The organism is Streptomyces sp. M92 (assembly GCF_028473745.1).
Lineage (GTDB): Bacteria > Actinomycetota > Actinomycetes > Streptomycetales > Streptomycetaceae > Streptomyces.
Map to the genome: position 1 here is coordinate 3,932,731 of NZ_CP101137.1, position 23,651 is coordinate 3,956,381.

At 69.9% G+C, this 23,651-nt stretch carries 14 protein-coding genes and 2 pseudogenes; 6 read left to right on the top strand and 10 right to left on the bottom strand.

The genetic code is table 11. The features are described 5' to 3' along the window. Window positions 1-352 precede the first annotated feature (352 nt). The 5 genes and pseudogenes from M6G08_RS17840 to M6G08_RS17860 all read right to left on the bottom strand — a co-directional run. Complete coding sequence (locus M6G08_RS17840) at window positions 353-2,062, bottom strand: aldehyde dehydrogenase family protein (RefSeq protein WP_272588146.1); 1,710 nt, start codon at window positions 2,060-2,062, stop codon at window positions 353-355. Between the two features lie 34 nt (window positions 2,063-2,096). Beyond that, the gene (locus M6G08_RS17845; protein WP_272588147.1) at window positions 2,097-3,392 is read right to left on the bottom strand and encodes an MFS transporter; all 1,296 of its coding nucleotides are present in this window, start codon (window positions 3,390-3,392) and stop codon (window positions 2,097-2,099) included. Window positions 3,393-3,423: 31 nt separating this feature from the next. Continuing rightward, window positions 3,424-4,359: a TauD/TfdA dioxygenase family protein gene (locus tag M6G08_RS17850; RefSeq protein WP_272588148.1), complete on the bottom strand. Its 936-nt coding sequence runs from the start codon at window positions 4,357-4,359 to the stop codon at window positions 3,424-3,426. 247 nt (window positions 4,360-4,606) lie between these two features. After that, window positions 4,607-5,209: a TetR/AcrR family transcriptional regulator gene (locus tag M6G08_RS17855; protein ID WP_272588149.1), complete on the bottom strand. Its 603-nt coding sequence runs from the start codon at window positions 5,207-5,209 to the stop codon at window positions 4,607-4,609. A 107-nt stretch (window positions 5,210-5,316) separates the two neighbouring features. After that, window positions 5,317-5,582: pseudogene (locus M6G08_RS17860) on the bottom strand (fatty-acid--CoA ligase); the annotation flags it as partial. 330 nt (window positions 5,583-5,912) lie between these two features. On the opposite strand from M6G08_RS17860, the gene M6G08_RS17865 reads away from it, so the two are divergent. Next, window positions 5,913-8,693: a glycosyl hydrolase gene (locus M6G08_RS17865; RefSeq protein WP_272588150.1), complete on the top strand. Its 2,781-nt coding sequence runs from the start codon at window positions 5,913-5,915 to the stop codon at window positions 8,691-8,693. 92 nt (window positions 8,694-8,785) lie between these two features. Here the strand turns inward: M6G08_RS17865 and M6G08_RS17870 are convergent. Next, window positions 8,786-8,923: pseudogene (locus tag M6G08_RS17870) on the bottom strand (RICIN domain-containing protein); the annotation flags it as partial. 457 nt (window positions 8,924-9,380) lie between these two features. On the opposite strand from M6G08_RS17870, the gene M6G08_RS17875 reads away from it, so the two are divergent. Then, window positions 9,381-9,899, top strand: coding sequence for a transglycosylase SLT domain-containing protein (locus M6G08_RS17875; RefSeq protein ID WP_272588151.1), 519 nt, complete (start codon window positions 9,381-9,383; stop codon window positions 9,897-9,899). Window positions 9,900-10,124: 225 nt separating this feature from the next. On the opposite strand, the gene relB is transcribed toward M6G08_RS17875, so the two are convergent. Both relB and M6G08_RS17885 read right to left on the bottom strand, forming a co-directional pair. Further along, window positions 10,125-11,654, bottom strand: coding sequence for a type II toxin-antitoxin system RelB family anti-toxin (gene relB / locus M6G08_RS17880; protein ID WP_073732162.1), 1,530 nt, complete (start codon window positions 11,652-11,654; stop codon window positions 10,125-10,127). Window positions 11,655-11,737: 83 nt separating this feature from the next. Beyond that, entirely contained in the window at window positions 11,738-11,947 is a 210-nt protein-coding gene (locus M6G08_RS17885) for a DUF4236 domain-containing protein (RefSeq protein ID WP_272588152.1), read from the bottom strand. A 309-nt stretch (window positions 11,948-12,256) separates the two neighbouring features. On the opposite strand from M6G08_RS17885, the gene acnA reads away from it, so the two are divergent. Next, entirely contained in the window at window positions 12,257-14,971 is a 2,715-nt protein-coding gene (gene acnA / locus M6G08_RS17890; protein ID WP_272588153.1) for an aconitate hydratase AcnA, read from the top strand. 73 nt (window positions 14,972-15,044) lie between these two features. Here the strand turns inward: acnA and M6G08_RS17895 are convergent, their stop codons facing one another. Beyond that, window positions 15,045-15,575 carry a hypothetical protein gene (locus M6G08_RS17895; RefSeq protein WP_272588154.1) on the bottom strand — a complete coding sequence of 177 codons (531 nt, stop codon included), beginning with the start codon at window positions 15,573-15,575 and terminating at the stop codon, window positions 15,045-15,047. Between the two features lie 173 nt (window positions 15,576-15,748). Continuing rightward, window positions 15,749-19,552, bottom strand: a complete 3,804-nt coding sequence (locus M6G08_RS17900) for a GH92 family glycosyl hydrolase (RefSeq protein WP_272588155.1) — start codon at window positions 19,550-19,552, stop codon at window positions 15,749-15,751. A 693-nt stretch (window positions 19,553-20,245) separates the two neighbouring features. On the opposite strand from M6G08_RS17900, the gene ngcE reads away from it, so the two are divergent. From ngcE to M6G08_RS17915, 3 genes are read left to right on the top strand one after another with little or no spacing between them, the layout of a single operon-like run. Then, window positions 20,246-21,589: an N-acetylglucosamine/diacetylchitobiose ABC transporter substrate-binding protein gene (ngcE, locus tag M6G08_RS17905; protein ID WP_336299032.1), complete on the top strand. Its 1,344-nt coding sequence runs from the start codon at window positions 20,246-20,248 to the stop codon at window positions 21,587-21,589. 7 nt (window positions 21,590-21,596) lie between these two features. After that, entirely contained in the window at window positions 21,597-22,658 is a 1,062-nt protein-coding gene (locus M6G08_RS17910) for a carbohydrate ABC transporter permease (protein ID WP_272588157.1), read from the top strand. Beyond that, window positions 22,655-23,563 carry a carbohydrate ABC transporter permease gene (locus M6G08_RS17915; RefSeq protein WP_272588158.1) on the top strand — a complete coding sequence of 303 codons (909 nt, stop codon included), beginning with the start codon at window positions 22,655-22,657 and terminating at the stop codon, window positions 23,561-23,563. Before M6G08_RS17910 ends, M6G08_RS17915 begins: the two co-directional genes overlap by 4 nt. Window positions 23,564-23,651: the final 88 nt, after the last annotated feature.

Consider the following 23,651-nt stretch of genomic DNA (forward strand, 5'->3'; position numbering starts at 1 on the left):
CGAGGTCGGCCATGACGTCCAGGAAACGCCGCAGCACGGGCTCCGTCACCCGGAGCGGGACGGGGAGTCCGCCTCTGGTCAGAGTTCCGTCGCTCGGTGACGGCCAGTGGTTTCTGCCAGGCCGATAGGTGTATGGGCCAAGCGTCACCAATTCCCCGTTTTCCTTGGTCATATCCGAATTAACGTCTGCCTTGTCCGTCGGATGCGCGGCAGTCGAGTGAACGAATTCTGCGATACTTACCCAATCCAGAATTCACACCGGCTCGAAAGTATCGCTGTACGAAAAGCCGGAATGCGGGCACGCGAATCCGCCATGACACCCGCGTCGTCGACGAGTACGTCGTCCTCCGGCTCAGCCGCGCAGGGCCGACGTGAAGATGCCGGGCAGCCGGGTGGGCCTGGGGTCCGTGGCGTACGCGGTGAGCCGGGCCATCGTCGTACGTCCCGTGCGGTTGGTGACGTAGTACGGAGGGCGTGGCGACAGTGACGGTGAGCCGGTGAACAGGCCGCGCGGCGCGGGTGCGAACGGGGCGCGCAGCACCGTCTTCTCCACGTCCTGGAGCAGATACGCGTTGTGCACGAAGCCGACGCCGCTGCCGATGTCCCGGCGGTCGTGGCCGGGGAAGGCCCCCCACGGGGTGTAGCCGAGGAGGAAGCCGAACGCCGACCAGCAGTTGACGCCCAGCGTGCCGTAGCGCAGCGCTGCGACGGCCTCGTCCACGGCGGCGCGGTGGGTGCGCTCGGTGCGGGGGTGGACGAGGAGCGTGGCGCCGAGGGAGCCGGGCAGCCTGTCGTCGGCGAACCCGGTGGCCGCGCGCAGGAAGCCGGTCACGTCCTCGCCCGGCAGGCGGACCACTCCCAGGGCGCCGGCGAACACCTCGTGGGTGAGCATCGGGTCGTCCGCGTCGGCGATGTCCGGGACCAGGACGGTGCTGTCGTCGCCGTAGGTCTCGGCCTCCGGGTGCGCGCGGGCCACGGCGGCGAGGCGGTCGGCGGCGCCGGGGTAGTAGGCGCCGCGCCGCGGGAGCTCGCCGAGGACCCGGCGGATCTCGGCGAGCAGCCGCTCGGTGCCGTCCCAGTGGCGGGGCAGGAGCAGGATCTGGGTGGCGACGCAGTTGTGGCCGGAGTTGTTCAGCTTGCTGGTGACGATGTGCTCGGCCTGGAAGCGGAAGTCCGCGGCGCTCCACGGGCCCGGCGTCACGATGCAGGGGCTGACGCCGCCCAGTTCGCTGGTGAACGGCTTGTCGTTGAGCGGGGTGTCCGCGCGCCGGCGCTTCTCGCCCCGCGCGCCGGTGCCCCACACGATGGCGTCGTGCGTGCGCTCGCTGCCGGTGACGTGGATGGTGTCGACGTCGTCGTGAGCGGTGAGGTACGCCCCCTCGGCGGCGCCCCCGTCGACGAAGCGGACCCAGCCGCGCTCCACGAACTCGGTGAACACCTTCTCGAAGTGCGGGCGCAGACAGGCGTTGACCGGGTTCATCTTGGCGAGGACGACCTGGCCCTCCGCGTACAGCTTGTGCAGCACGTCGAGCGGGGTGATCGCCGGGACGTTCCCGGCGCCGAGCACCAGCGCGACGGCCGGTTCGCCGGGCCGGCCGCGGTACTCGCCCGCGGCGCGGGCCAGGACCTGCTCGCGGGTCGTGCCCGGCGGCGTCCACACCTCGGCGGTGAAACCGCTCAGCAGCAGGCGGTCGGCGGTCGTGGCGGGGAAGACGTCGACGACGGTGCGGCCGTCGCGGGTGCGGACGGCCTTTGCGGGCACCGGACCGAGCCCGGCGGCCAGCCGGCGCAGCACGTGCAGATACGCGCCCACGGTCTGCGCCAGCGCCCAGGGCGCGGCGACCCAGTCCTCGGCGGACCGGTCGGACGAGGCGTCGTAGCCCTTGGCGCGGGCCGACTCGGCGACCATGGCGGGCGCCCCGTCGCCGATGCGGGGGAGCATCCGCTCCAGCAGGCCGATCCGCTCGGCGAGCGGCGTCGCGGTCCAGGAGGCCGCGTGCTCGCGCAGGTCGGCGACGGCCCGGTCGAGGGGAGCGGTGTCGAGTGAGGGTGCGGTGGTCAAGGGGAACTCCTCAAGGGGCGGGGAGAGGGTGGCGTCAGCGGGTCAGCCGGGCGATGTCCCGTGCCGGGTCGACGAGCACGAAGGAAGCGGCGGCGCCCACGGCGAGGAGCAGCCCGGACAGCAGGACCGCGCTCTGGTAGCCGTCGGCGCCCTGGGCGTCGACGAGCGCCCCGACGAGGGCGGGCGCGGCGAGACCGGCCGCCGTCACCACCGCGTTCATGGTGCCCAGGGCGCCGCCCTCGCGGGACGGCGGGGCCAGTTCGGCGACGGTGGTGGCGGCGATCGTGGCGTACGAGCCGCCGAAGCCGAAGCCGAGCGCGACCAGCACGGTCTTCGCGGTCGTGCCGCCGGCGAGCGGCAGCGCCAGGCAGCAGGCGGCGCCGAGAGCGAGGAGCCAGCCGCCCACCCAGCCCCGGGCGCGGCGGCTGCCGACGCCGTGCCGCATCAGCCGGCCGGTGACGCCCGCCTGCGCGAGGAGCACGACGGCGCCGATCGTCCACGGCGCGGCGACGACGGTGCCGGCCGTGTGGGCCGAGTAGCCGAGGCCGCCCCGCAGGTAGGAGGGCAGCCAGACCAGCATCAGTGCCACGGTCCAGTAGCTGGTGAAGTACGCGAGGGTGGCGCCGATCCAGGTGCGGCTGGCGAAGATCCTCCGGTACGGCACGGTCGCCCGCACCTTCTCGGGCCGGGCGGCCGCGGCCGTGACGGTCCGGTGCCGGCCGTCCGCGCCGAGAACGGCCCAGGCCGCGGCCCACACGGCCCCCACGGCGACGAGCACCCACAGCGCGGCCCGCCACCCGTGGTGCTGGATCACCCATGACAGGCCGGGCGCCGAGACGATCACGCCGAGCGTGACGCCGAGGGTGATCAGGGCGCCGGGCAGGTTGCGCCGGTGGTCGGGGAACCAGGCCAGCGTGGCCTGTTGGGCTACGGGGAAGGCGGGGCCCTCCGCCGCGCCCAGGAAGACCCGCGAGGCGACCAGCACGGCGAGACCGCCGCCGATCGCCGCGGGGACCTGGGCCACGGACCACAGGACGGCCATCACCAGGATCAGCAGCTTCGGCGACATCCGGTCGGCGGCGAGCCCGACCACGACCGCGGCCACGGAGAAGAGCAGGAAGAACGCGCTGTTGGCGAGACCGAACTGGGTGGCGCTCAGATGGAGATCGGCGCGGATCTCGTCGGCGGCGAGGCCGAGGACCGACTTGTCCGCGAAGTTGACCATCATGAAGACCACGAGCAGCACGGTCACCGTCCAGGCACGCCGGTCGCTGCCGGTGGCCTCGGTTGTCCCCGTGGGGTGCTGGGGCACGGTGGGTACCGCGGTCATGGGGGCTCCTGGGGAAGAGGGGGAGGGCCGGTCAGGACAGCGGGACTCCGGCGATGGCGACGCGCTCCATCACCCTGCGCCGCGGGAAGTAGTCGTTGACCGCGTAGTGCTGGGTGGCGATGTTGTCCCAGACGGCGACGGAGTCGGGCTCCCAGTGGAAGCGGACCTGGAACTCCGGGACGCGCGCCTGGAGGACCAGGATGTCGAGGAGTTCGCGGTTCTCCGCCCCGGACAGGCCGTTGATGCGGCGGGTGAACGGCTCGTTCACGTACAGGGTCCGGCGGCCGCTGCGCGGGTGGCGCACGACGACGGGGTGCTCGACCCGCGGCCAGCTCTCCCGGAAGGCGGCCTTCTGCTCGTCGGTCATGAGGGCACCCCAGCTGGCCTCCCAGTCGTGGACGGCGGTGAGGTCCTCGATCCGCTCCTTCAGGTCGTCGGGCAGGTTGTCGTAGGCGGCGGCCATGTCCGCCCACATGGTGTCGCCGCCCGCCGCCGGCACGTCCACCGCGCGCAGTACGGCGCCGAGCGACGGGTTGGCCATGAACGAGTGGTCGCTGTGCCAGATGTTCTTGTTGCCCGCGGCCTTGGCGTCCTTGGCGAGCCGGGAGATGCCCGGGGTCCCGGTCCGCGCGAAGAACGGGTTCGGCTCGGGCGGTCCCCAGACGCCGGACAGGGCGAGCTGGTGCTCGGCGGTGAAGCCGCGCTGGCCGCGGAAGAAGATCACCTTCCACTCGAGCAGCGCCTGGCGCAGTTCCGCGGCGAGTTCGTCGGTGACCGGCCGGGTCAGGTCGACGCCGCCGAGCACGGCACCGAAGTGCGGGGTGAGCGGGGAGACCTCCAGCAGCCGGTACGCGAACTGCTCCGCACCGGGGGCGAGCCGGTCCAGGACGCGGCTGCCGTAGTGCATGAGGGGCTTGTCGAGCACGGGCTTGGGGTTGGCCACAGGGGTCGATGCGACGGCCTGCATGGGGTACCTCCCGGCAGCGGACGGATTACGTAACCGGCAGTATCGATATTGGATCGTGGCAGGGCAAGGGGTCGGGGCGAGTCGTTTCGGCGCGGGTTTCGTGAGCGCGCTCCGTGCGCTTGAGCGGCCGGCACTCCGGGCAGGGCGGAGCGGAGCGGCGCACGGGGCGACGGCCCGGCGTGCGCGCGAGCGACGGCGGCCGGGCATGGGTGGGGGTGGGGGTGGACGCGGAGGGACGGCGGCCGGGTTACGGCCGGGTGCCGACCGCCCGGCCGATCAGGTCCACCATCGATTCGACGAGCGCTTCGTCCGGCGTCCGCTGCTCACCGACCATGCGGAAGACCAGGGACGCCGCCACGAGCGTCGCGGCGTCGGCCACGTCGACGTCCGGCCGGACGTCACCGCGCGCGACCCCGCGTTCCAGCAGGTGACGCGTCTCGCTCATCACGCGGGAGGTGTAGGCGCGGTAGGCGCCGGGCTCGGCCCCCGCCTCCGCGGCGGCGCCGATCACCCCGGCCAGCAGCCGGTCGACGCCGGGCTGCCGGTAGGCCTCCATGCGTGCGGTCAGCACGGCACGGAGCTCCGCCCGGAAATCGCCCATGTCGGGCACGGTCAGCGGGCCGATGCGTGACTCCGCGGCGGCGATGACCAGATCCTGCTTGGTGGGCCAGCGCCGGTACATGGCCGGCTTGCTCACCCCGGCGCGGGCCGCCACGGCGTCCATGGTCAGGGCGCCCATCCCGCTCTCCGCGACCAGGTCGACCACGGCGTCGAGGACGGCGCGGGTGACGTGCGCCTGGCGCGGGCGCCCCGGCCCTCTCCGTGTGCTCTGTCCCTGATCGTCGGCCATGCCAAGACCCTATGCGGGGCGCGGCCGGCGCAGTACCAGGGGCGGGGCCGGCCGCCCACCGCCGGCGTCCGGGATCAGCCGCCCACCGCCGGCGGGGCCTGAGCCGGCTCCGCGGTCTCCCCGGACCCGGCGTCCGTGCCGTCCGGCCGCACCACCCGCAGGCCCGCGCCGGGCATGCCGCCGCGCCCGTCTCCCCGGCCTTCGCCACCTGCTCGGCCGGGGAGGGCGAGGCCCCCACCGGTCTTGTCTCACTCATCCCGTACAGGCCCCCCGACGGGAGGTCGAAGCCGACGAAGTCGGGAACGGCCTGCGCCGGGTTGACGAACGCGTTCGGGGTGCCGATGAGGACGGTGGTCCGCTCGCGCTGGATCGTCGGAGCGGCTGTCCGCCACCGCGCTGCCCCGTTCGTTGCCGCCCCGCGCGGCGGGACCGTGACCGCATCGTCTTTCCGTCAAGACTTGAAGAGAGAACCGCGACGAGCTCCCGGCGAGTCTTCCGTTCGGTGCCGCCAGCGCCTCTCCGCTGCGCGATGTATTGACAGTTGAATTCAGAACTCATACTTTTCCGCCATCTGAGAGCGCTCTCAAACACCTCTCCACCCCCCCACACACACACAGCGGTTCCGCCGCGACACCAGAGCACTTCCCCTTCGGCTCACGGCCGCCGCCGACGAGCCCGTCCCCGACAACACGAGGTGCACCCCATGCCAACTCCCCGATCACGGCCGGCCGCTGCGGTGGTCCTGGCCGCCGCCCTGGCGGCCGTGGGTCTCGGCCCTGCCGCGAGTCCGGCGGCGGCCGCCACCGTCCCGGTAGGAGCCGGGAGTTACTCCGACACCCGGCCGCCGGGCACGACCGGCCCCACGACCAACACCGGCGCGCCGGTCACCCCGAAGGTCACGCAGGCCGCCAAGGACAGACCCGTACCCACCAACGACTGGTGGTCCTCCCTCGCCTTCCAGCGCTACGGCGACAACCCGTACTCCACCCCCATGTACGGCCACCCGCTCACGTACCAGGCCGTCTCCGGCGGCCTGGAGGTCGGCTACCCGACCAGCCCCACCGTCGTCGGCGAGGGCCGCCAGTACGAGTACGCGCACAAACGCGACCTCACCCTGGGGCTGAGCGGACTCAACTCGCCCGACACCAAGGCCGACGCCTGGTCGGACTGGACGGTCACCCCGTACTGGTCCGACGGCAACCGGACCCTGCGGACCACCATCGGCCACGGCATGCCCTTCGTCTACGCCCAGGGCTCCGGCGGCAACGCGCAGATCACCACCGCGGCCCCGCCGACCGTCTTCGCCGACCAGGGCAACACCCTCGGCATCACGGTCGGCGGCCACCACTACGCCCTCTTCGCGCCGACGGGCAGCGACTGGAACGTCTCCGGCACCACGATCACCGCCGGCCTCGGAGGCAAGGACTACTTCTCCCTCGCCGTACTGCCCTCCGCCGACGCGCTCGCGACCTTCCGCAAGTACGCGTTCAGCTTCGTCACCGGATCGCAGGTCGACTGGAGCGCTTCCGGCGGCACGGTCGGCGCCACGTACAGGCTGATCACCGAGGCCAAGGAAGGCACCGAACGCGGCACCCTCCAGGCCCTCTACCGGCATCAGTGGCTGCACACCACCGATGCCCTCACGCCGTACACCTACGTCTCCCCCCGCGGCACCATGAAGGTCAGGGAGGGCGCATCCTTCACCACCCGCCAGAAGGCCGCCCCGGTCCTGCCCGGAATGCCGAGGACCGACGCGGTCGACACCTCCCGGCTGCGCGCCTACCTGTCCGAGGTGGCCAACGCCTCCGACCCGTTCTCCGGAGCCACGGACACCTACTGGACCGGCAAGGCGCTGGGCAAGCTCGCCCAACTCGTCCCGCTCGCCGACCAGATCGGTGAGACCGCGGTCCGCGACAAGCTCGTCGGCCTGCTCAAGGGCCGCCTCCAGGAGTGGTTCACCGCGGGCGGGGCGAGCGAGTTCTCGTACGACAAGGACTGGAAGACCCTCACCGGCTACCCCGCCTCCTACGGCAGCGACGCCGAACTCAACGACCACCACTTCCACTACGGCTACTACGTGTACGCGGCCGCGATCGTCGCCCAGTACGACGCCTCCTGGGCCGCCGACTCCGCCTGGGGCGGCATGGTCAAGGCCCTGATCCGCGACACCGCCAACCCGAGCCGCACCGACAGCGCCTTCCCCTTCCTGCGCGGCTTCGACGTCTACGCCGGTCACAGCTGGGCCTCCGGCCACCAGGGCTTCGCCGCCGGCAACAACCAGGAGTCCTCCTCGGAGTCCACCAACCTCAGTGCGGCGCTCGTGCTCTGGGGCTCGGCCACCGGCAACACCCAGCTGCGCGATCTCGGCAGCTACCTGCTCGCCACCGAAAGCGAGGCGATCGCCCAGTACTGGTTCGACGCCGACCAGCAGGTCTTCCCCGGTTCCTTCACCCACGACACGGTCGGCATGGTGTGGGGCAGCGGCGGGGCGTACTCCACCTGGTGGACCGCCAACCCCGAGGAGATCCACGGCATCAACGTCCTGCCCGTGACCGCGGGCGGGTCCCCGCACCTCGCCGGGCACAAGGAGGCCATCCGGCGCAACATCGCCGAGATGGAACGCGAGAACGGCGGGCCCGCCGTCGAATGGCGCGACATCCTCTGGGAGTTCCAGTCACTGGCCGACCCGGCCGCCGCGAAGTCGAAGTGGGACGCCGGCAACGCCGGATACACACCGGAGGCGGGCGAGTCCAAGGCGCACACCTACCACTGGATCACCACCCTGGACGCCCTCGGCGCCCCCGACCCGTCGGTCACCGGCGACCTGCCCACGTCGGCGGTGTTCACCAGGAACGGCACCCGCACCTACGCCGCCCACAACCACGGTTCCACGGCCCGCACGGTGACCTTCTCCGACGGCAAGACGCTCACCGTCCCCGCGCGTTCCACCGCGACCGGGACCGGCACCGACCCCGGCGGCCCGGACCCGGACCCGGAGCCGCCCACCGGCAACACCTTCCAGCTCCGCTCCGGCGGCGCCCTCGCCACGGCCACCGGCGGCACGCCCGGCACCGACACCATCCCGTCGGCCGAGGGCGCCAACCACGACGGCACTCCCAACAAGCCGCTCGTCTACGAGGCCCGGGGCGTCAACGCCACCCTCAAGGCGGGGGCGTCCACCACGTTCCGCCTCCCCGTGGACGCCGGCACCGCGGTCGGTCTCGGCCAGCAGGCCCGTGTCAGCTACGACCTCACCGGCGACGGCACCTTCGACCGGACCGAGACGTACCACTACTTCGCCACCGACCCCGTGACGGGCTGGGAGGAGTACAACCACACCCGTGGCCTGAAGGCCGCGACCGGCACCCTGGAAGACCTCAACGGGGGGACGGTACGGCTGGAGGTGTGGAGCGCGATCGGCAACGGGAGCGCGCAGCTGCGCACCGGCAGCGAGACGTCCGTGGTGGTCATTCCCTACGAGTGACGCACGCGGCGGCCTCCGCCGGCTGACGGCGGCGGGTGCGGGACTCCGGCCCCGCACCCGCCACCGCCGCATCAGTTCCTCAGGTCCCGGTCCCAGCGTTGGTTGCCGCCGTTCGAGCAGGAGTAGAGCTGGAGCTGGGTGCCGTCGGTGGTGACGGCGTCGGGCACGTCCAGGCAGCGGCCCGAACCGACGCCCTTGTTCTGCCCGCAATCCGCGGGGGGCGTGGTGGAGCAGGCCATGGAGCTTGCGGCGGATGACGGCTCCGGGGCCTTCCGGGTGACCCCGAAAGGTGACTGTGCTGTTTCATCGAGAGATATCTGCCTCCGCAGGGTGATGAAAGGCAGACGCCGGGTGACCGGGTCTGTGAGGACGCGCACAGGGCTCACGTCACACGGGGTCGGGGTTAGTAGACGCCGGACGGCCGCTCGCCGCGTGGTCGCCAGCCGTCCGGCCTGCCACGCGGCCGGTCTGCGAAGCGGCGTAGTAGGTCACACACTTGCCGCGGCGCCGGAGCGTTCCGCAGTGTGTTCGGCGTACCGGGGAGCCGAGCGCCGGGACCGGACGGGAAGAGCCCGTCCGTGATCCAGACACCGGCCCTGATGACGCGAAGCCGCGTCCAACGCGGACACCGCGTCGCCGACCCCCCGTCGGCCTCCCCATCACGTTCCCGAATGGAGAGGTACGCCCATGCACGCCGTCCTGCGCCGCCCCCACATCCGCAAGTCCGCCGTGGCCTCCCTCGCCGCCGCCGGCGCCGCCGCCGTCACCCTCACCCTCGCCCCGAGCCCGGCGCACGCCGCCGAGCCGGCCAAGGCCTCCACCGCGCAGACCCAGGCCCAGACCGACAAGATCAAGGCCATCGTCAAGGCAGGCGAGAAGAAGCACGGCGACGACCTCGACGGCTGGATCCGCACCGCCCTGGACGTCATGGACGTCAAGAACATCCCGGGCACCTACGAGGGCCTGCACCGCAACATCATGCGCGAGTCGTCCGGCAACCCGCACGCGCAGAACAACTGGGACGTCAACGCCCAGAACGGTATCCCCTCGAAGGGCCTGCTCCAGACGATCCAGCCCACCTTCGACGCCTACCACGTCAAGGGCACGAAGGACTCCATCACCGACCCGGTCGCCAACATCGTCGCCGCCTGCAACTACGCGGCCGACAAGTACGGCTCCATGGACAACGTCGACTCCGCCTACTGACCGGCGGACCCACCGACCGCCTGGGCCCCAGGGACGACCGGTCCCGTGCGGAGGCCGGCGGGGCTCAGGCAGCACGGTGGGGCCGGAGGGACGAGACGTCCCTCCGGCCCCACCTGCGTCGCACCCGGTGCGTCCCGGAAAAGTCCCAGAGGCGCCACCACGCCCCCTACGGCCTCGCGTTCATGCAGGTTGGAAGGGGGGTGTCGACGTCTTTTCGGAACCCTTTCAGATGTCCCGGAAGATCTCGATCTGCGCCCCGATCGAGTTCAGCCGCTCCGCCAGGTCCTCGTACCCCCGGTTGATGACGTACACGTTGCGCAGCACCGACGTGCCCTCCGCCGCCATCATCGCCAGCAGGACGACCACGGCGGGGCGCAGGGCCGGCGGGCACATCATCTCGGCGGCGCGCCAGCGGGTGGGGCCCTCGACCAGGACGCGGTGGGGGTCCAGGAGCTGGAGGCGTCCGCCGAGGCGGTTCAGGTCGGTGAGGTAGATGGCGCGGTTGTCGTAGACCCAGTCGTGGATGAGGGTCTGGCCCTGGGCCGAGGCCGCGATGGCCGCGAAGAAGGGGACGTTGTCGATGTTCAGGCCCGGGAAGGGCATGGGGTGGATCTTGTCGATGGGCGCCTCCAGCTTCGACGGCCGGACGGTCAGGTCCACCAGGCGCGTGCGGCCGTTGTCCGCGAAGTACTCCGGCGTGCGGTCGTGGTCGAGGCCCATCTCCTCCAGGACCGCCAGCTCGATCTCCAGGAACTCGATGGGGACCCGGCGGACCGTCAGCTCCGACTCCGTGACCACCGCGGCGGCCAGCAGGCTCATCGCCTCGACCGGGTCCTCGGAGGGGGAGTAGTCCACGTCGGCGTCGATGACCGGCATGCCGTGGACGGTGAGGGTGGTGGTGCCGATGCCCTCGACGCGCACGCCCAGGGCCTCGAGGAAGAAGCAGAGGTCCTGGACCATGTAGTTGGAGGAGGCGTTGCGGATGACGGTGACGCCGTCGTGGCGGGCGGCGGCCAGGAGGGCGTTCTCCGTCACCGTGTCGCCGCGCTCGGTCAGGACGATGGGGCGGTCCGGGCGGACCGTGCGGTCGACCACCGCGTGGTAGTGGCCCTCGGTCGCGGCGACGTCCAGGCCGAAGCGGCGCAGCGCGATCATGTGCGGCTCGATGGTGCGGGTGCCGAGGTCGCAACCGCCGGCGTAGGGCAGCCGGAAGCGGTCCATGCGGTGCAGCAGCGGGCCGAGGAACATGATGATGGAGCGGGTGCGGACGGCGGCCTCGGCGTCGATGGCCTCCATGTCCAGCTCGGCCGGCGGCACGATCTCCAGGTCGGTGCCGTCGTTGATCCAGCGGGTGCGGACGCCGATGGAGTTCAGCACCTCCAGGAGGCGGTAGACCTCCTCGATGCGGGCGACCCGGCGCAGCACCGTGCGCCCCTTGTTGAGGAGCGAGGCGCACAGCAGCGCCACGCAGGCGTTCTTGCTGGTCTTGACGTCGATGGCACCGGAGAGGCGCCGGCCGCCGACCACACGCAGGTGCATCGGGCCCGAGTAGCCGAGCGAGACGATTTCGCTGTCCAGGGCTTCGCCGATACGGGCGATCATCTCAAGGCTGATGTTCTGGTTGCCGCGCTCGATCCGGTTGACGGCGCTCTGACTGGTGTTGAGCGCCTCCGCAAGCTGTGACTGGGTCCAGCCGCGGTGCTGCCGGGCGTCACGGATGAGCTTGCCGATGCGTACGAGGTAGTCGTCTGCCATGAGGTTGAGGCTATCTCAGATATGAGATGGCGCCTCTCGGGGGGTCCGTTCGAGTGACGGGGCATCAAGGGGCTCAACCGTCCTCAACGGCCGCCTCGGCGGCGCCTGCTGGTCGTCGTGCGGCGCCATCCGAAAGGTCCGGGCAAATCCATCGATGTCGTACGACGTCCGGTGCTGCTGCGGGTGTGGCGCGGGCCGTTGCCGCCGCCGGTCGTGACGGACCACGAGCGCTTGTTGATGTTCAGCCGCACTCCGGGGAGGATTCGGAAGCTCTTGCGGAACGTGAGCGGCATCGTGCCCCCTTCCGAGTTGTGCCGGGCACGCGCGCCCGGCACGAGTCGGATACCCCCGTCCGGCGTAGTGATGGCCGCGCGGGTCACCCGGGATGGGGCGCACGCCACACCGCGCCCGGGCATGACCAGTCCGCCCCCATGTACTAGAGTTATCTCGACATCGAGATATCTGCCGAGGCGCACCGAAGCCGCACGCCGCTGTCGGTCTGACGGTAAGGGTTACCTAACTTAGCCTTACCTTAGCGGATTGGCCAGGGTGGCGTGGCGGCAGGATGCGGTGGTACGCGCACATAAATGAAGGAGACTGTCGTGTCGGCGAACAGCTTCGACGCCCGCAGCACGCTGCAGGTGGGCGACGAGTCGTACGAGATCTTCCGGCTGGACAAGGTCGAGGGCTCCGCGCGCCTTCCCTACAGCCTGAAGGTGCTGCTGGAGAACCTGCTCCGTACCGAGGACGGCGCGAACATCACCGCCGACCACATCCGCGCCCTCGGCGGCTGGGACTCGCAGGCCCAGCCGTCGCAGGAGATCCAGTTCACGCCGGCCCGCGTGATCATGCAGGACTTCACCGGCGTGCCCTGTGTCGTGGACCTCGCCACCATGCGCGAGGCCGTGAAGGAGCTCGGCGGTGACGCGGCGAAGATCAACCCGCTCGCCCCGGCCGAGCTGGTCATCGACCACTCCGTCATCGCCGACAAGTTCGGTACCAACGACGCCTTCAAGCAGAACGTCGACCTGGAGTACGGCCGCAACAAGGAGCGCTACCAGTTCCTGCGCTGGGGCCAGACCGCCTTCGACGAGTTCAAGGTCGTCCCGCCCGGCACCGGCATCGTCCACCAGGTGAACATCGAGCACCTGGCCCGCGTGGTCATGACCCGCGACGGCAAGGCCTACCCGGACACCCTGGTCGGCACCGACTCGCACACCACCATGGTCAACGGCCTCGGCGTCCTCGGCTGGGGCGTCGGCGGCATCGAGGCCGAGGCCGCCATGCTCGGCCAGCCGGTCTCCATGCTGATCCCGCGCGTCGTCGGCTTCAAGCTCACCGGCGAGCTCCAGCCGGGCACCACCGCCACCGACCTCGTGCTGACCATCACCGAGATGCTCCGCAAGCACGGCGTCGTCGGCAAGTTCGTCGAGTTCTACGGCGAGGGCGTGGCCGCCACCAGCCTCGCCAACCGCGCCACCATCGGCAACATGTCGCCGGAGTTCGGCTCCACCGCCGCGATCTTCCCGGTCGACGACGAGACGCTGAACTACATGCGCCTGACCGGCCGCTCCGAGCAGCAGGTCGCGCTCGTCGAGGCGTACGCCAAGGAGCAGGGCCTCTGGCTGGACCCGAAGGCCGAGCCGGACTTCTCCGAGAAGCTGGAGCTCGACCTCGCGACGGTCGTGCCCTCCATCGCCGGCCCCAAGCGCCCGCAGGACCGCATCGTCCTCGCCAACGCCGCCCAGCAGTTCAAGACCGACGTCCTCAACTACGTGGACGTCGTGGACGAGGCGGGCAAGGAGTCCTTCCCGGCCTCCGACTCCCCGGCCGTCACCAACGGCACCCCGTCCAACCCGGTCCCGGTGACCGCCCCCGACGGCACCACCTACGAGCTGGACCACGGTGCGGTGACGGTCGCGGCCATCACCTCCTGCACCAACACCTCCAACCCGTACGTCATGGTCGCCGCCGCCCTGGTGGCCAAGAAGGCGGTCGAGAAGGGCCTGACCCGCAAGCCGTGGGTCAAGACCACCCTCGCCCCGGGCTCCAAGGTCGTCACCGACTACTTCGAGAAGGCGGGCCTGACCCCCTACCTCGACAAGGTCGGCTTCAACCTCGTCGGCTACGGCTGCACCACCTGCATCGGCAACTCCGGCCCGCTGCCGGACGAGGTCTCCAAGGCCGTCAACGAGCACGACCTCGCCGTCACCTCGGTGCTCTCCGGCAACCGCAACTTCGAGGGCCGGATCAACCCCGACGTCAAGATGAACTACCTGGCGTCCCCGCCGCTGGTCGTCGCCTACGCGCTCGCGGGCTCCATGAAGGTGGACATCACCACGGAGGCCCTGGGCACCGACCAGGACGGCAACCCGGTCTTCCTGAAGGACATCTGGCCCTCCGAGGCCGAGGTCAACGACGTCGTCGCCAACGCCATCGGCGAGGACATGTTCTCCAAGTCCTACAGCGACGTCTTCGCCGGCGACGCCCAGTGGCAGGCGCTGCCGATCCCGACCGGCGACACCTTCGAGTGGGACGCCGAGTCCACCTACGTCCGCAAGCCCCCGTACTTCGAGGGCATGGCCATGGAGCCGGCCCCGGTCGAGGACATCTCCGGCGCCCGTGTGCTGGCCAAGCTGGGCGACTCGGTGACCACGGACCACATCTCGCCCGCCGGTGCCATCAAGGCCGACACCCCGGCCGGCAAGTACCTGACGGAGCACGGCGTCGAGCGCCGCGACTTCAACAGCTACGGCTCGCGCCGCGGCAACCACGAGATCATGATCCGCGGCACCTTCGCCAACATCCGCCTGCGCAACCAGATCGCGCCGGGCACCGAGGGCGGCTACACCCGCGACTTCACGCAGGACGGCGGACCGGTGTCGTTCATCTACGACGCCTCCCGCAACTACATCGAGCAGAACATCCCGCTCGTCGTCCTGGCCGGCAAGGAGTACGGCTCCGGCTCGTCCCGCGACTGGGCCGCCAAGGGCACCGCGCTCCTCGGCGTCAAGGCCGTCATCGCCGAGTCCTACGAGCGCATCCACCGCTCCAACCTCATCGGCATGGGCGTGCTGCCGCTCCAGTTCCCGGAGGGCCAGTCCGCGTCCTCCCTCGGCCTGACCGGCGAGGAGTCCTTCTCCATCTCCGGCGTCACCGAGCTGAACGACGGCACCACCCCGCGCACGGTGAAGGTCACCACCGACACCGGTGTGGAGTTCGACGCGGTCGTCCGCATCGACACCCCCGGCGAGGCGGACTACTACCGCAACGGCGGCATCCTGCAGTACGTGCTGCGCAGCCTGATCCGCAAGTAGGCGGCACCGCACAGCGGTCGAGGGCCGCATCCCCGGTGACGGGGGTGCGGCCCTCGCCGTGCCGGGCGCCGGGTCAGGCGATCGCCGCGCCGGTCCCGCGGGCCGCGTCGATGTAGTCGGTGCGGCCGGAGCCGTCGTAGAGCGTGATGTCCACGTAGGCGCCGTCCGGGATGCTGAGGTCCTTCACCGTCAGGTCCACGGTGTCCGAGGTGCCGGGCGCCGAGAAGGTGCCCACGTTGTGGTACGAACCGCCCGACGAGTAGCCGACGGCCACGTAGAAGGTGTCGCCGTCGTTCTTCGTGTCGTAGATCCAGAGCTTCTCGCCGCTCGGGTGGAACTCGACCTTGCCCACGAACCAGCCCGCGTCGTTCACTTCCATCTTGACGGCCAGAGCGCCCGCGTCGTGCGCGAAGTAGGTGCCGTCGAACGGGTCGGTGAGCGAGCCGCCGCTGCACGGGCAGCCGTCGGTGTCGCGGTAGTACGTCGAGACGCTGGGGTCGGGGTCGTAGGCCTGGGCCGGGGCCGCCGTGGCGAACAGCGTCCCCGCGGCCAGCAACGCGCCCGTGACCGCCCCCGCGATCCCTCTGCCGGTGTTCCTCCGCACGTGTTGCCCCCTCCGTCGACGCGCGACGCGCCCCTCCGGCGGCTGCCGGTGGCGCCCGCTCATTCTGGGGGCTCCGGCACGTACGGGGAATGGCCCCGCACACGGGGGCGGCGGGTTCAGGCCACGCCCGAAGGCCCGGCCCGAACCCGCCAGTCCACTCCGGCGGGGTGCGCCTACGCCAGCAGCTCCACCTCCGCCAGCGTGTGCTCGCCGTCGAGCACCAGACGGTACCTCTGGTAGGTCCCCGGCGACTTCACCGTGAACGCCCGGGTCTGCCGGTCCCAGGCGAAGGACTCGCCCGAGCGCTCGTCCAGCGTCCGCCAGGCCGTGCCGTCGGCCGACCCCTGGAGCTTCCAGCCCGCCGGGGCCTTCGCGCCGTCCGCCGGCGACGTCAGCGTGTACTGGACCGCCTCGGCGCCCTCGTCGGACACCGGCAGGTCCACCGAGGTCACGGCCGCCTCCGTGGCCGACGTGTTGTCGAGCAGGGCGCCGTCGCCCTCGGTCACGTCCGTGCGCGGGGTCGGGACCTCGTCGTCCTTGGTGATCGACACCGGTGCCGAGCCGTCGTCGGTGGCCCACGAGGACGGCCGCGGGCCCATGTCGAACTCCAGGACACCGCCCCGGGCGATCAGGTCGTGGGGGAGCGCGGTGGAGTTCCAGCGCTTGCCGTTGACCTTCAGGCCCTGCACGTAGATGTTCCGGTTGCTGTTCTTCGGAGCCTCGACGACCAGCTCGCGGCCGTTCTCCAGGTGCACGGTCGCCTTCTTGAACAGCGGGGAGCCGATGGCGTACTCGCCGCTGCCCATCACCAGCGGGTAGAAGCCGAGCGCGGAGAAGAGGAACCAGGCTGACTGCTCGCCGTTGTCCTCGTCGCCGTGGTAGCCCTGCCCGATGTCGCTGCCGGTGTAGAGGCGGGAGAGCACCTCGCGGACGTTCTTCTGCGTCTTGTACGGCTGCCCGGCCGCGTCGTACATGTACAGGGCGTGGTGGGCGACCTGGTTGGAGTGCCCGTACATGCCCATGCGGACGTCGCGCGCCTCGGTCATCTCGTGGATGACACCGCCGTAGGAGCCGACGAACTCCGGAGAGGCCGTCTCGGGCGTGGACAGGTACTCGTCGAGCTTGTCGGCCAGGCCCTTCCTGCCGCCGTACAGGTTGGCGAGGCCACGGCTGTCCTGCGGGGCGGTGAAGGCGTAGCCCCAGCCGTTGGTCTCCGTGTAGTCGTGGCCCCACACGCGCGGGTCGTACTTCTCGGACTCCACGCGCCACTCGCCCGCGAGGTCCTTGCCCTGGAAGAAGCCGGCCTTCGCGTCGAACATGTTGACGTAGTCCTGGGCGCGGTTCAGGAAGTACGCCGACTCCTCCTTGTACCGCTTCTCGCCGGTCTCCTCGTAGAGCTTCTCGCCCATCTTCGCGATGCCGTAGTCGTTGAGGTAGCCCTCCAGCGCCCACGACATGCCCTCGTGCGTCTCGGTGCTGGTGTAGCCGAGGAACGGTGAGGTCGCCATGCCCTTGCGGCCCACGCCCGAGGACGGGGGCACGGCGGTGGCGTTCTTGACGGCCGCGTCGTACGCCGCCTTCGCGTCGAAGTCGACGCCCTTGACGTACGCGTCGGCGAACGCCACGTCCGAGGAGGTGCCGGTCATCAGGTCCGCGTAGCCCGGGGAGGACCAGCGGGAGGTCCAGCTGCCGTCCTTGTAGTGCTGCACGAAGCCGTCGACCAGCTCACCGGCCTTGGCCGGGGTCAGGAAGGAGTACGCGGGCCAGGTGGTCCGGTACGTGTCCCAGAAGCCGTTGTTGACGTAGACCTTGCCGTCCACGATCTTGGCGCCGGTCTCGGTCGGGGTGTCCTCCTTGACCGCCTTGGAGAACGGGGAGGCGTACTTGTACTTCCCGTCGACCTTCTCGTGGCCCGCGTTCGGGTACAGGTACAGCCGGTAGAGGCTGGAGTAGAGGGTGGTCAGCTGGTCCTGCGTGGCGCCCTCGACCTCGACCTTGCCGAGGATGCGGTCCCACTGCTTGCGGGCGTCGCGCTTGACCTTGTCGAAGGAGGCGCGCTCCGGGATCTCCTGGCGCAGATTGTCCTTCGCCTGGTCGACGCTGATCAGCGAGGTCGCGATGCGCAGCGTCACGGTGCGGTCCTTGCCCGCGTCGAAGCGCAGGTGGCCCTTGACGCCGCTGGAGTCGCCGCCGGTGACCTTGGCGTCGAACTCGCCGTAGACGAAGAGGCGGGTGGCGCCCGTGGAGAGCCCGGACTTGACGTCCGAGTAGCCGTGGAAGGTGCCGTTCTCCTCGTCCAGGGTCAGACCGGCCTGGTCCTCCACGTTGTCGAAGACCACGCTCGCGTCGTCACCGGGGTAGGTGAAGCGCATCATCGCCGCGTGGTCGGTGGGCGCCATCTCGGCCTTCAGACCGTTCTCGAAGCGCACGCCGTAGTAGTACGGCCTGGCCGTCTCGTTCTCGTGCCGGAAGGCCAGCTCGCGCTGCTCCCGGCCGGTGTCCGGGGTGCCGGAGGCCGCGGACGGCATCACCTGGAAGGTCTGCCGGTCGCCCATCCAGGGGCTCGGCTCGTGGCTCGCGCTGAACGCCTGGAGAGTGGGCAGATTGTCCGCGTTGTTGCCGCGCGCGTAGTCGTACAGCCAGCTCAGCGAACCGGCGTTGGTCACCGGGACCCAGAAGTTGAAGCCGTGCGGCACGGCGGTCGCCGGGATGTTGTTGCCGCGCGAGAAGCCGCCGCTGGAGTTGGTGCCGCGGGTGGTGAGCGCGTAGTCGGACAGGTGGGCCTTGGGCCGCTCGGGCCTGGCCCGCTCGATCTCCACGTCGTCCAGCCAGCCCCGGAACTTCGCCGGACCCTTGGGGGAGTCGTACGCCACCAGAATCCGGTCGACGGTCTTGCCGGCCGCGACCGACCCGATCCCCGACCGCACGCTGTTCCACTGGTTGACGTAGAGGATCTTGGCGTCGCCCTGACCGCGCGGCGTCAGCGGGAACCCGTGCTGGTCGGTGGCCTGGAGGTCGCTCAGGTAGGTGCCGTCGGTGAAGGCGAGGTCGACGGCGACGTTCGTGGCGTCGTAGTCGAGGTCGCCGTCCGCCATGGACGGGAAGATCTTGTAGCTCAGTTCGGTGCGGCGCTCGACCTTGACATCGACGTCGAAGACCTTGTTGTACGAGTACGCCCGGCCGTCCGAGGTGTGCCGGCCCGCGTACTTCAGGGCGCGCGTACCGGTGAAGCCGGCGCCCGCCTTCGCCGTCGGCGAGCCCGTCGGTCCCCGGTCCACGTGCGAGAGCATGTCCTCGGGGACGGGCGTCTCGGTGTCGGCGGTGGCCAGCTGCACGTCGGCGAGCTGGAGGATGTCCCCGCCGTTGTTCCTGGTGATCTCCAGCCGGAAGTGCCGGTATTCGGCCGGTCCGTCCAGTTCGTAGGTCTTCGTCTCGAAGCGCTCGCCGAAGGACTGGCCCGAGCGGCTGTCCAGGGTCTGCCAGGACTCGCCGTCCGCCGACCCCTTGAGCGTCCAGTCGGCGGGGTCGCGCTCGTCGTGGTCGTTGGCCGAGGTGAGGGCGTACTTGGCGATCCTCGCCGGTTCGTCCAGGTCGAACTCGACCCAGCCGGTCCTCTCGAACGCCAGCCACTTGGTGGTGGGCTCACCGTCGACGAGGTTCTCCTTCACCTCCCCGCCGCCCGTGTTCTCGGCGCCGGCCCGTACCTCGGTGACGCGGTCGGTGACATTGCCCGGTATGCCGGTGCGGTAGCCGCCGTCCACGCCCGAGGAGCGCTTCTTCCCTCCCGGCCCCGTGTCCACCGTGTCGCGCCAGTCCGGAAGCGGGTCGTCCGCCTCGAACGAGGACGCGAACTCCCGGTCGGTCTTCGCGGGCGCGGCGGGCAGCGCGACCGCCGCCCCCTGCGAACCCGCCGCCACGGCGAAGGCGGTCGTCAACACGACCGCCGGACCCCATCTGTGCCGAACTCTGTACCGCATGCCCGGACCACCCTCCCAGCGCCTGGGGACAACGTTGTCAATTCAGCTGCGCAAGGACCAGTAGGGGTCAAGTGGCAAGTGATGTCAAGGGTGTTGGATGTGGCGTTCGGGGCTTATGCCGGGGATTCTTCCGGCAAGTGGCACACAGCCCACTCATATTTCCGGGAGGTCTCAACTCGGAAAAGACGTACCGCCAACCTTGCATTCGATCTTGCTCCGCTGGCGGGAAGTGGACTATACCTGTCGGCCATCGGGGGTTCAGGGGGGAACCGCGAATTCGGGACCTCCCAAGCGTCCGAACAGCACTTCCTGCACGACCCAGCGTGACCCGAACGCGGTGCCGGGGAGGATCCGGTTCACCGCCTGAGTCCTGGAGAAGGCGAGGACTTGAGCATGGGATCCACCACCGGCGTGGGCCATCACGATCTGATCAGGCGGAGCGCCACCGCCGCTCCGGCCCCGGCGACTGTTGTGCCGGCATCGCTCAGCTGATCATCGGCGCCGCACCGCGGCTTCGAGACGACGGCGACAACGCCTTACGTGCGGCCGGCACAGGACCGGTCCGGTCACGGCGGCCGCACACGCAGCACACCCGGACAGAACCAATCGATCAGTGAGGATGCAAAGATGACCATTCGTGCCGGCTCTCTTGACAGGCGGACGCTCCTGCGCGGGGCCATCGCCACCGCGGCGGTGGGCTCGTTCGCGGTCGCGTGCAGCTCTCCCTCCAGCGAGGGCAAGGACAGCGGCGGCGGCCCGAAGGGCGAGAAGAGCGCCCAGAACCCGTTCGGTGTCGCCGCGAACTCCACGGTCGAAGCGGCCATCTTCGACGGCGGCTACGGCACCGACTACGTCGACTACGCCAACCAGGTGCTCGGCAGCCAGGTCAAGGGCCTCAAGGTCGAGGTCAAGCCGGTCGTCGACATCGCCCCCCAGCTCCAGCCCCGTTTCGTCGGCGGCAACCCGCCGGACCTCATCGACAACTCCGGTGAGGACCAGATCGGCTTCCTCGGCATCCTCGACCAGCTCGAGGAACTCGACGACCTCTTCGAGGCCAACACCTACGAGGGCAAGAAGATCGCCGACATCGTCTACCCCGGCGTCAAGGCCCCCGGCACGTTCAAGGACAAGTTCGTCGCGCTCAACTACGTGATGACGGTGTACGGCGTCTGGTACTCGAAGACTCTCTTCGAGGAGAACGGCTGGACCCCGCCGAAGACCTGGGACGAGGCGCTCGACCTCGGCCAGCAGGCGAAGAAGAAGGGCAAGTACCTCTTCGTCCACGGCAAGGAGGCGGCGACCTACTACCGCACCCTCCTGATCGACTCGGCGATCAAGGAGGGCGGCGACGAGGTCCGGCTCGCCCTGGAGAACCTGGAGAAGGGCTGCTGGTCGCACCCGGCCGTCCAGGGCGTCATCAAGGTCATGGAGACCATGGTCAAGCAGAAGATGTTCGTCCCCGGTGGCTCCGGCACCCAGTTCCAGAAGGCGCAGGCGATCTGGAGCAACGACCAGAAGGCGCTGCTCTACCCGTCCGGTGGCTGGATCGAGAACGAGATGAAGAAGGCCACCAAGGCGGACTTCCAGATGACCGGAATCCCGTCGATGACGCTCACCGACAAGCCGGCGCTGCCCTACGAGTCGCTCCGCGCGGCCGCCGGTGAACCGTTCATCGTGCCCAAGCAGGGCAAGAACCCGGCCGGCGGCAAGGAAGTGCTGCGGGCGATGCTGTCGGAGAAGGCGGCCGCCAACTTCTCCAAGACGAAGCTGGCCCCGACGATCGTCAAGGGCACCGTGCCCGCCGACGGCTACGGATCGACGGCCCTCGTCTCGCAGACGACGATGCTGGAGGCCGCGGGCACCAACATCTTCAACTACATGTTCGTCGAGACCTACGGGTTGAACACCGACCAGCTGGTGCCGTGGAACTCGTTCCTCGCCGGTGACCTCGACGGAAAGGGGCTGACCTCGGCCCTGCAGAAGATCTCCGACAAGGTCCGGGAAGACGATTCCGTCGAGAAGGTCAAGGTCAGCTAGCACCGCGATGAAAGACACGATCCCCACTGCCGAAACCGCGAGCCGCCGGCCCGAGCCGGCCGCTCGCGGCGGGCGGCCACGGCGCCGCAAGCTCACGTTCGACCGGGTGACGTTCTTCCTCGCGTTCCTCGGTGTCCCGCTGGCCATCTTCGTGATCTTCGTTCTGATCCCGTTCGGCCAGGCGATCTTCTGGGGAATGACCGACTGGCGCGGCTTCAGCCCGGACTACGACTTCGTCGGCTTCGACAACTTCACGAAGATGTTCCAGGACGACATCTTCCTGAAGGCGTTGCGCAACGTCGCACTCCTCGCGGCCTTCGTACCGCTGGTGACCCTGACGCTCGCCCTCGGGGTCGCCGTGGCCGTCACCCTGGGCGGGCCCAGCAAGGGCCCCGTCCGAGGGATCCGGGGAGCCTCGTTCTACCGGATCATCTCGTTCTTCCCCTACGTCGTGCCGGCGATCATCGTCGGTCTCATCTGGGCGCAGATGTTCGACCCGAACGCCGGCCTGCTCAACGGCGTCCTCACCGGCCTCGGCCTCGACCAGTTCGAGACGTTCGCGTGGCTGGGCGAGAAGGCGACCGCGATGCCGGCCCTGATGTTCGTCATCGTCTGGGGGCTCGTCGGGTTCTACGCGGTGCTCTTCATCGCCGCGATCAAGGGCGTTCCCGCCGAGCTGTACGAGGCGGCGAGGATCGACGGGGCCGGCCGGTTCCGCACCACGGTCTCGGTCACCTTGCCGGCGATCCGGGACAGCGTGCAGACGGCGTACATCTACCTGGGCATCGCCGCCCTCGACGCGTTCGTCTACGTCCAGGCGATGGTGCCGAACGGCGGCCCGGCCAACTCGACCCTGACGATCAGCCAGCGTCTGTTCAACGTCGCTTTCGCCAAGCAGCAGTTCGGCTACGCCACCGCGATGGGCGTCGTCCTCGCCGTCGTCACCCTGGTGTTCGCGGCGCTGGTGTTCCTCGTCAACCGCCTCACGGGCGGCGGCGAGGGCGAGAGCAAGAGGAAAGCACCTGGGTCCAGGGCTCGGCGTGCCGCAGCCAAGGGAGGTGCCCGGTGAGCGTCATCGCCGCCGACCGGAAGCCGGCCAGTGACCGGAAACCGGCGAGCGACCGCAAGCTGACGAGGGCCGCCGCGAGCAGCGACCGCAGATTCGCGGCGATCTCGCACGCCCTGCTGATCCTGTGGTCCGTGATCGTGATCGTGCCCATGCTGTGGGTGCTGATGTCGTCGTTCAAATCGACCGGCGAGATCCTTTCGTCGCCGTTCTCGCTGCCGGATGACTGGCGCTTCGAGAACTACGCGAACGCGTGGACCGACGCGAACATCGGGAAGTACTTCCTGAATTCCGTGATCGTCGTGGTCTCGGCGCTGATCCTGGTGATGCTGCTCGGCGCGATGTGCGCCTACGTTCTCGCCCGGTTCGAGTTCCCCGGACGCCGGCTGATCTATTACGTGATGCTCGCGGGCCTGACTTTCCCGGTTTTCCTGGCGATCGTTCCGCTCTTCTTCCAGCTGCAGAACTTCGGGCTGCTGAACACCCGTCCCGGACTGATCCTCACCTACGTCGCGTTTGCGCTGCCGTTCACGATGTTCTTCCTCTATTCGTTCTTCCGGTCGCTGCCGCACGACGTGTACGAGGCCGCGCTGATCGACGGTGCCGGGGACTGGCGGGCGTTCTTCCAGGTGATGCTGCCGATGGCCCGTCCGGGCATGGCCGCGGTGGCGATCTTCAACTTCCTGGGCCTGTGGAACCAGTTCCTGCTGCCGGTGGCGCTCAACACCGACCAGGACAAGTGGGTCCTCACCCAGGGCATGGCCGCCTACGCGTCCTCGCAGGTGTACGACATCGACTACGGCGCGCTGTTCGCGGCGATCGTGATCACGGTGGTGCCCGTACTGCTCGTGTACTGCGTCTTCCAGCGGCGTATCGCCGGTTCGGTGTCGCAGGGCACCTTCCGCTGACGGCCACCGCCGCTCCACCCGTCGTACACAGGGGTCCGGTCCCGGAGAGACAGCTCTCCGGGACCGGACCCCTGTGGCGTACCGCCGG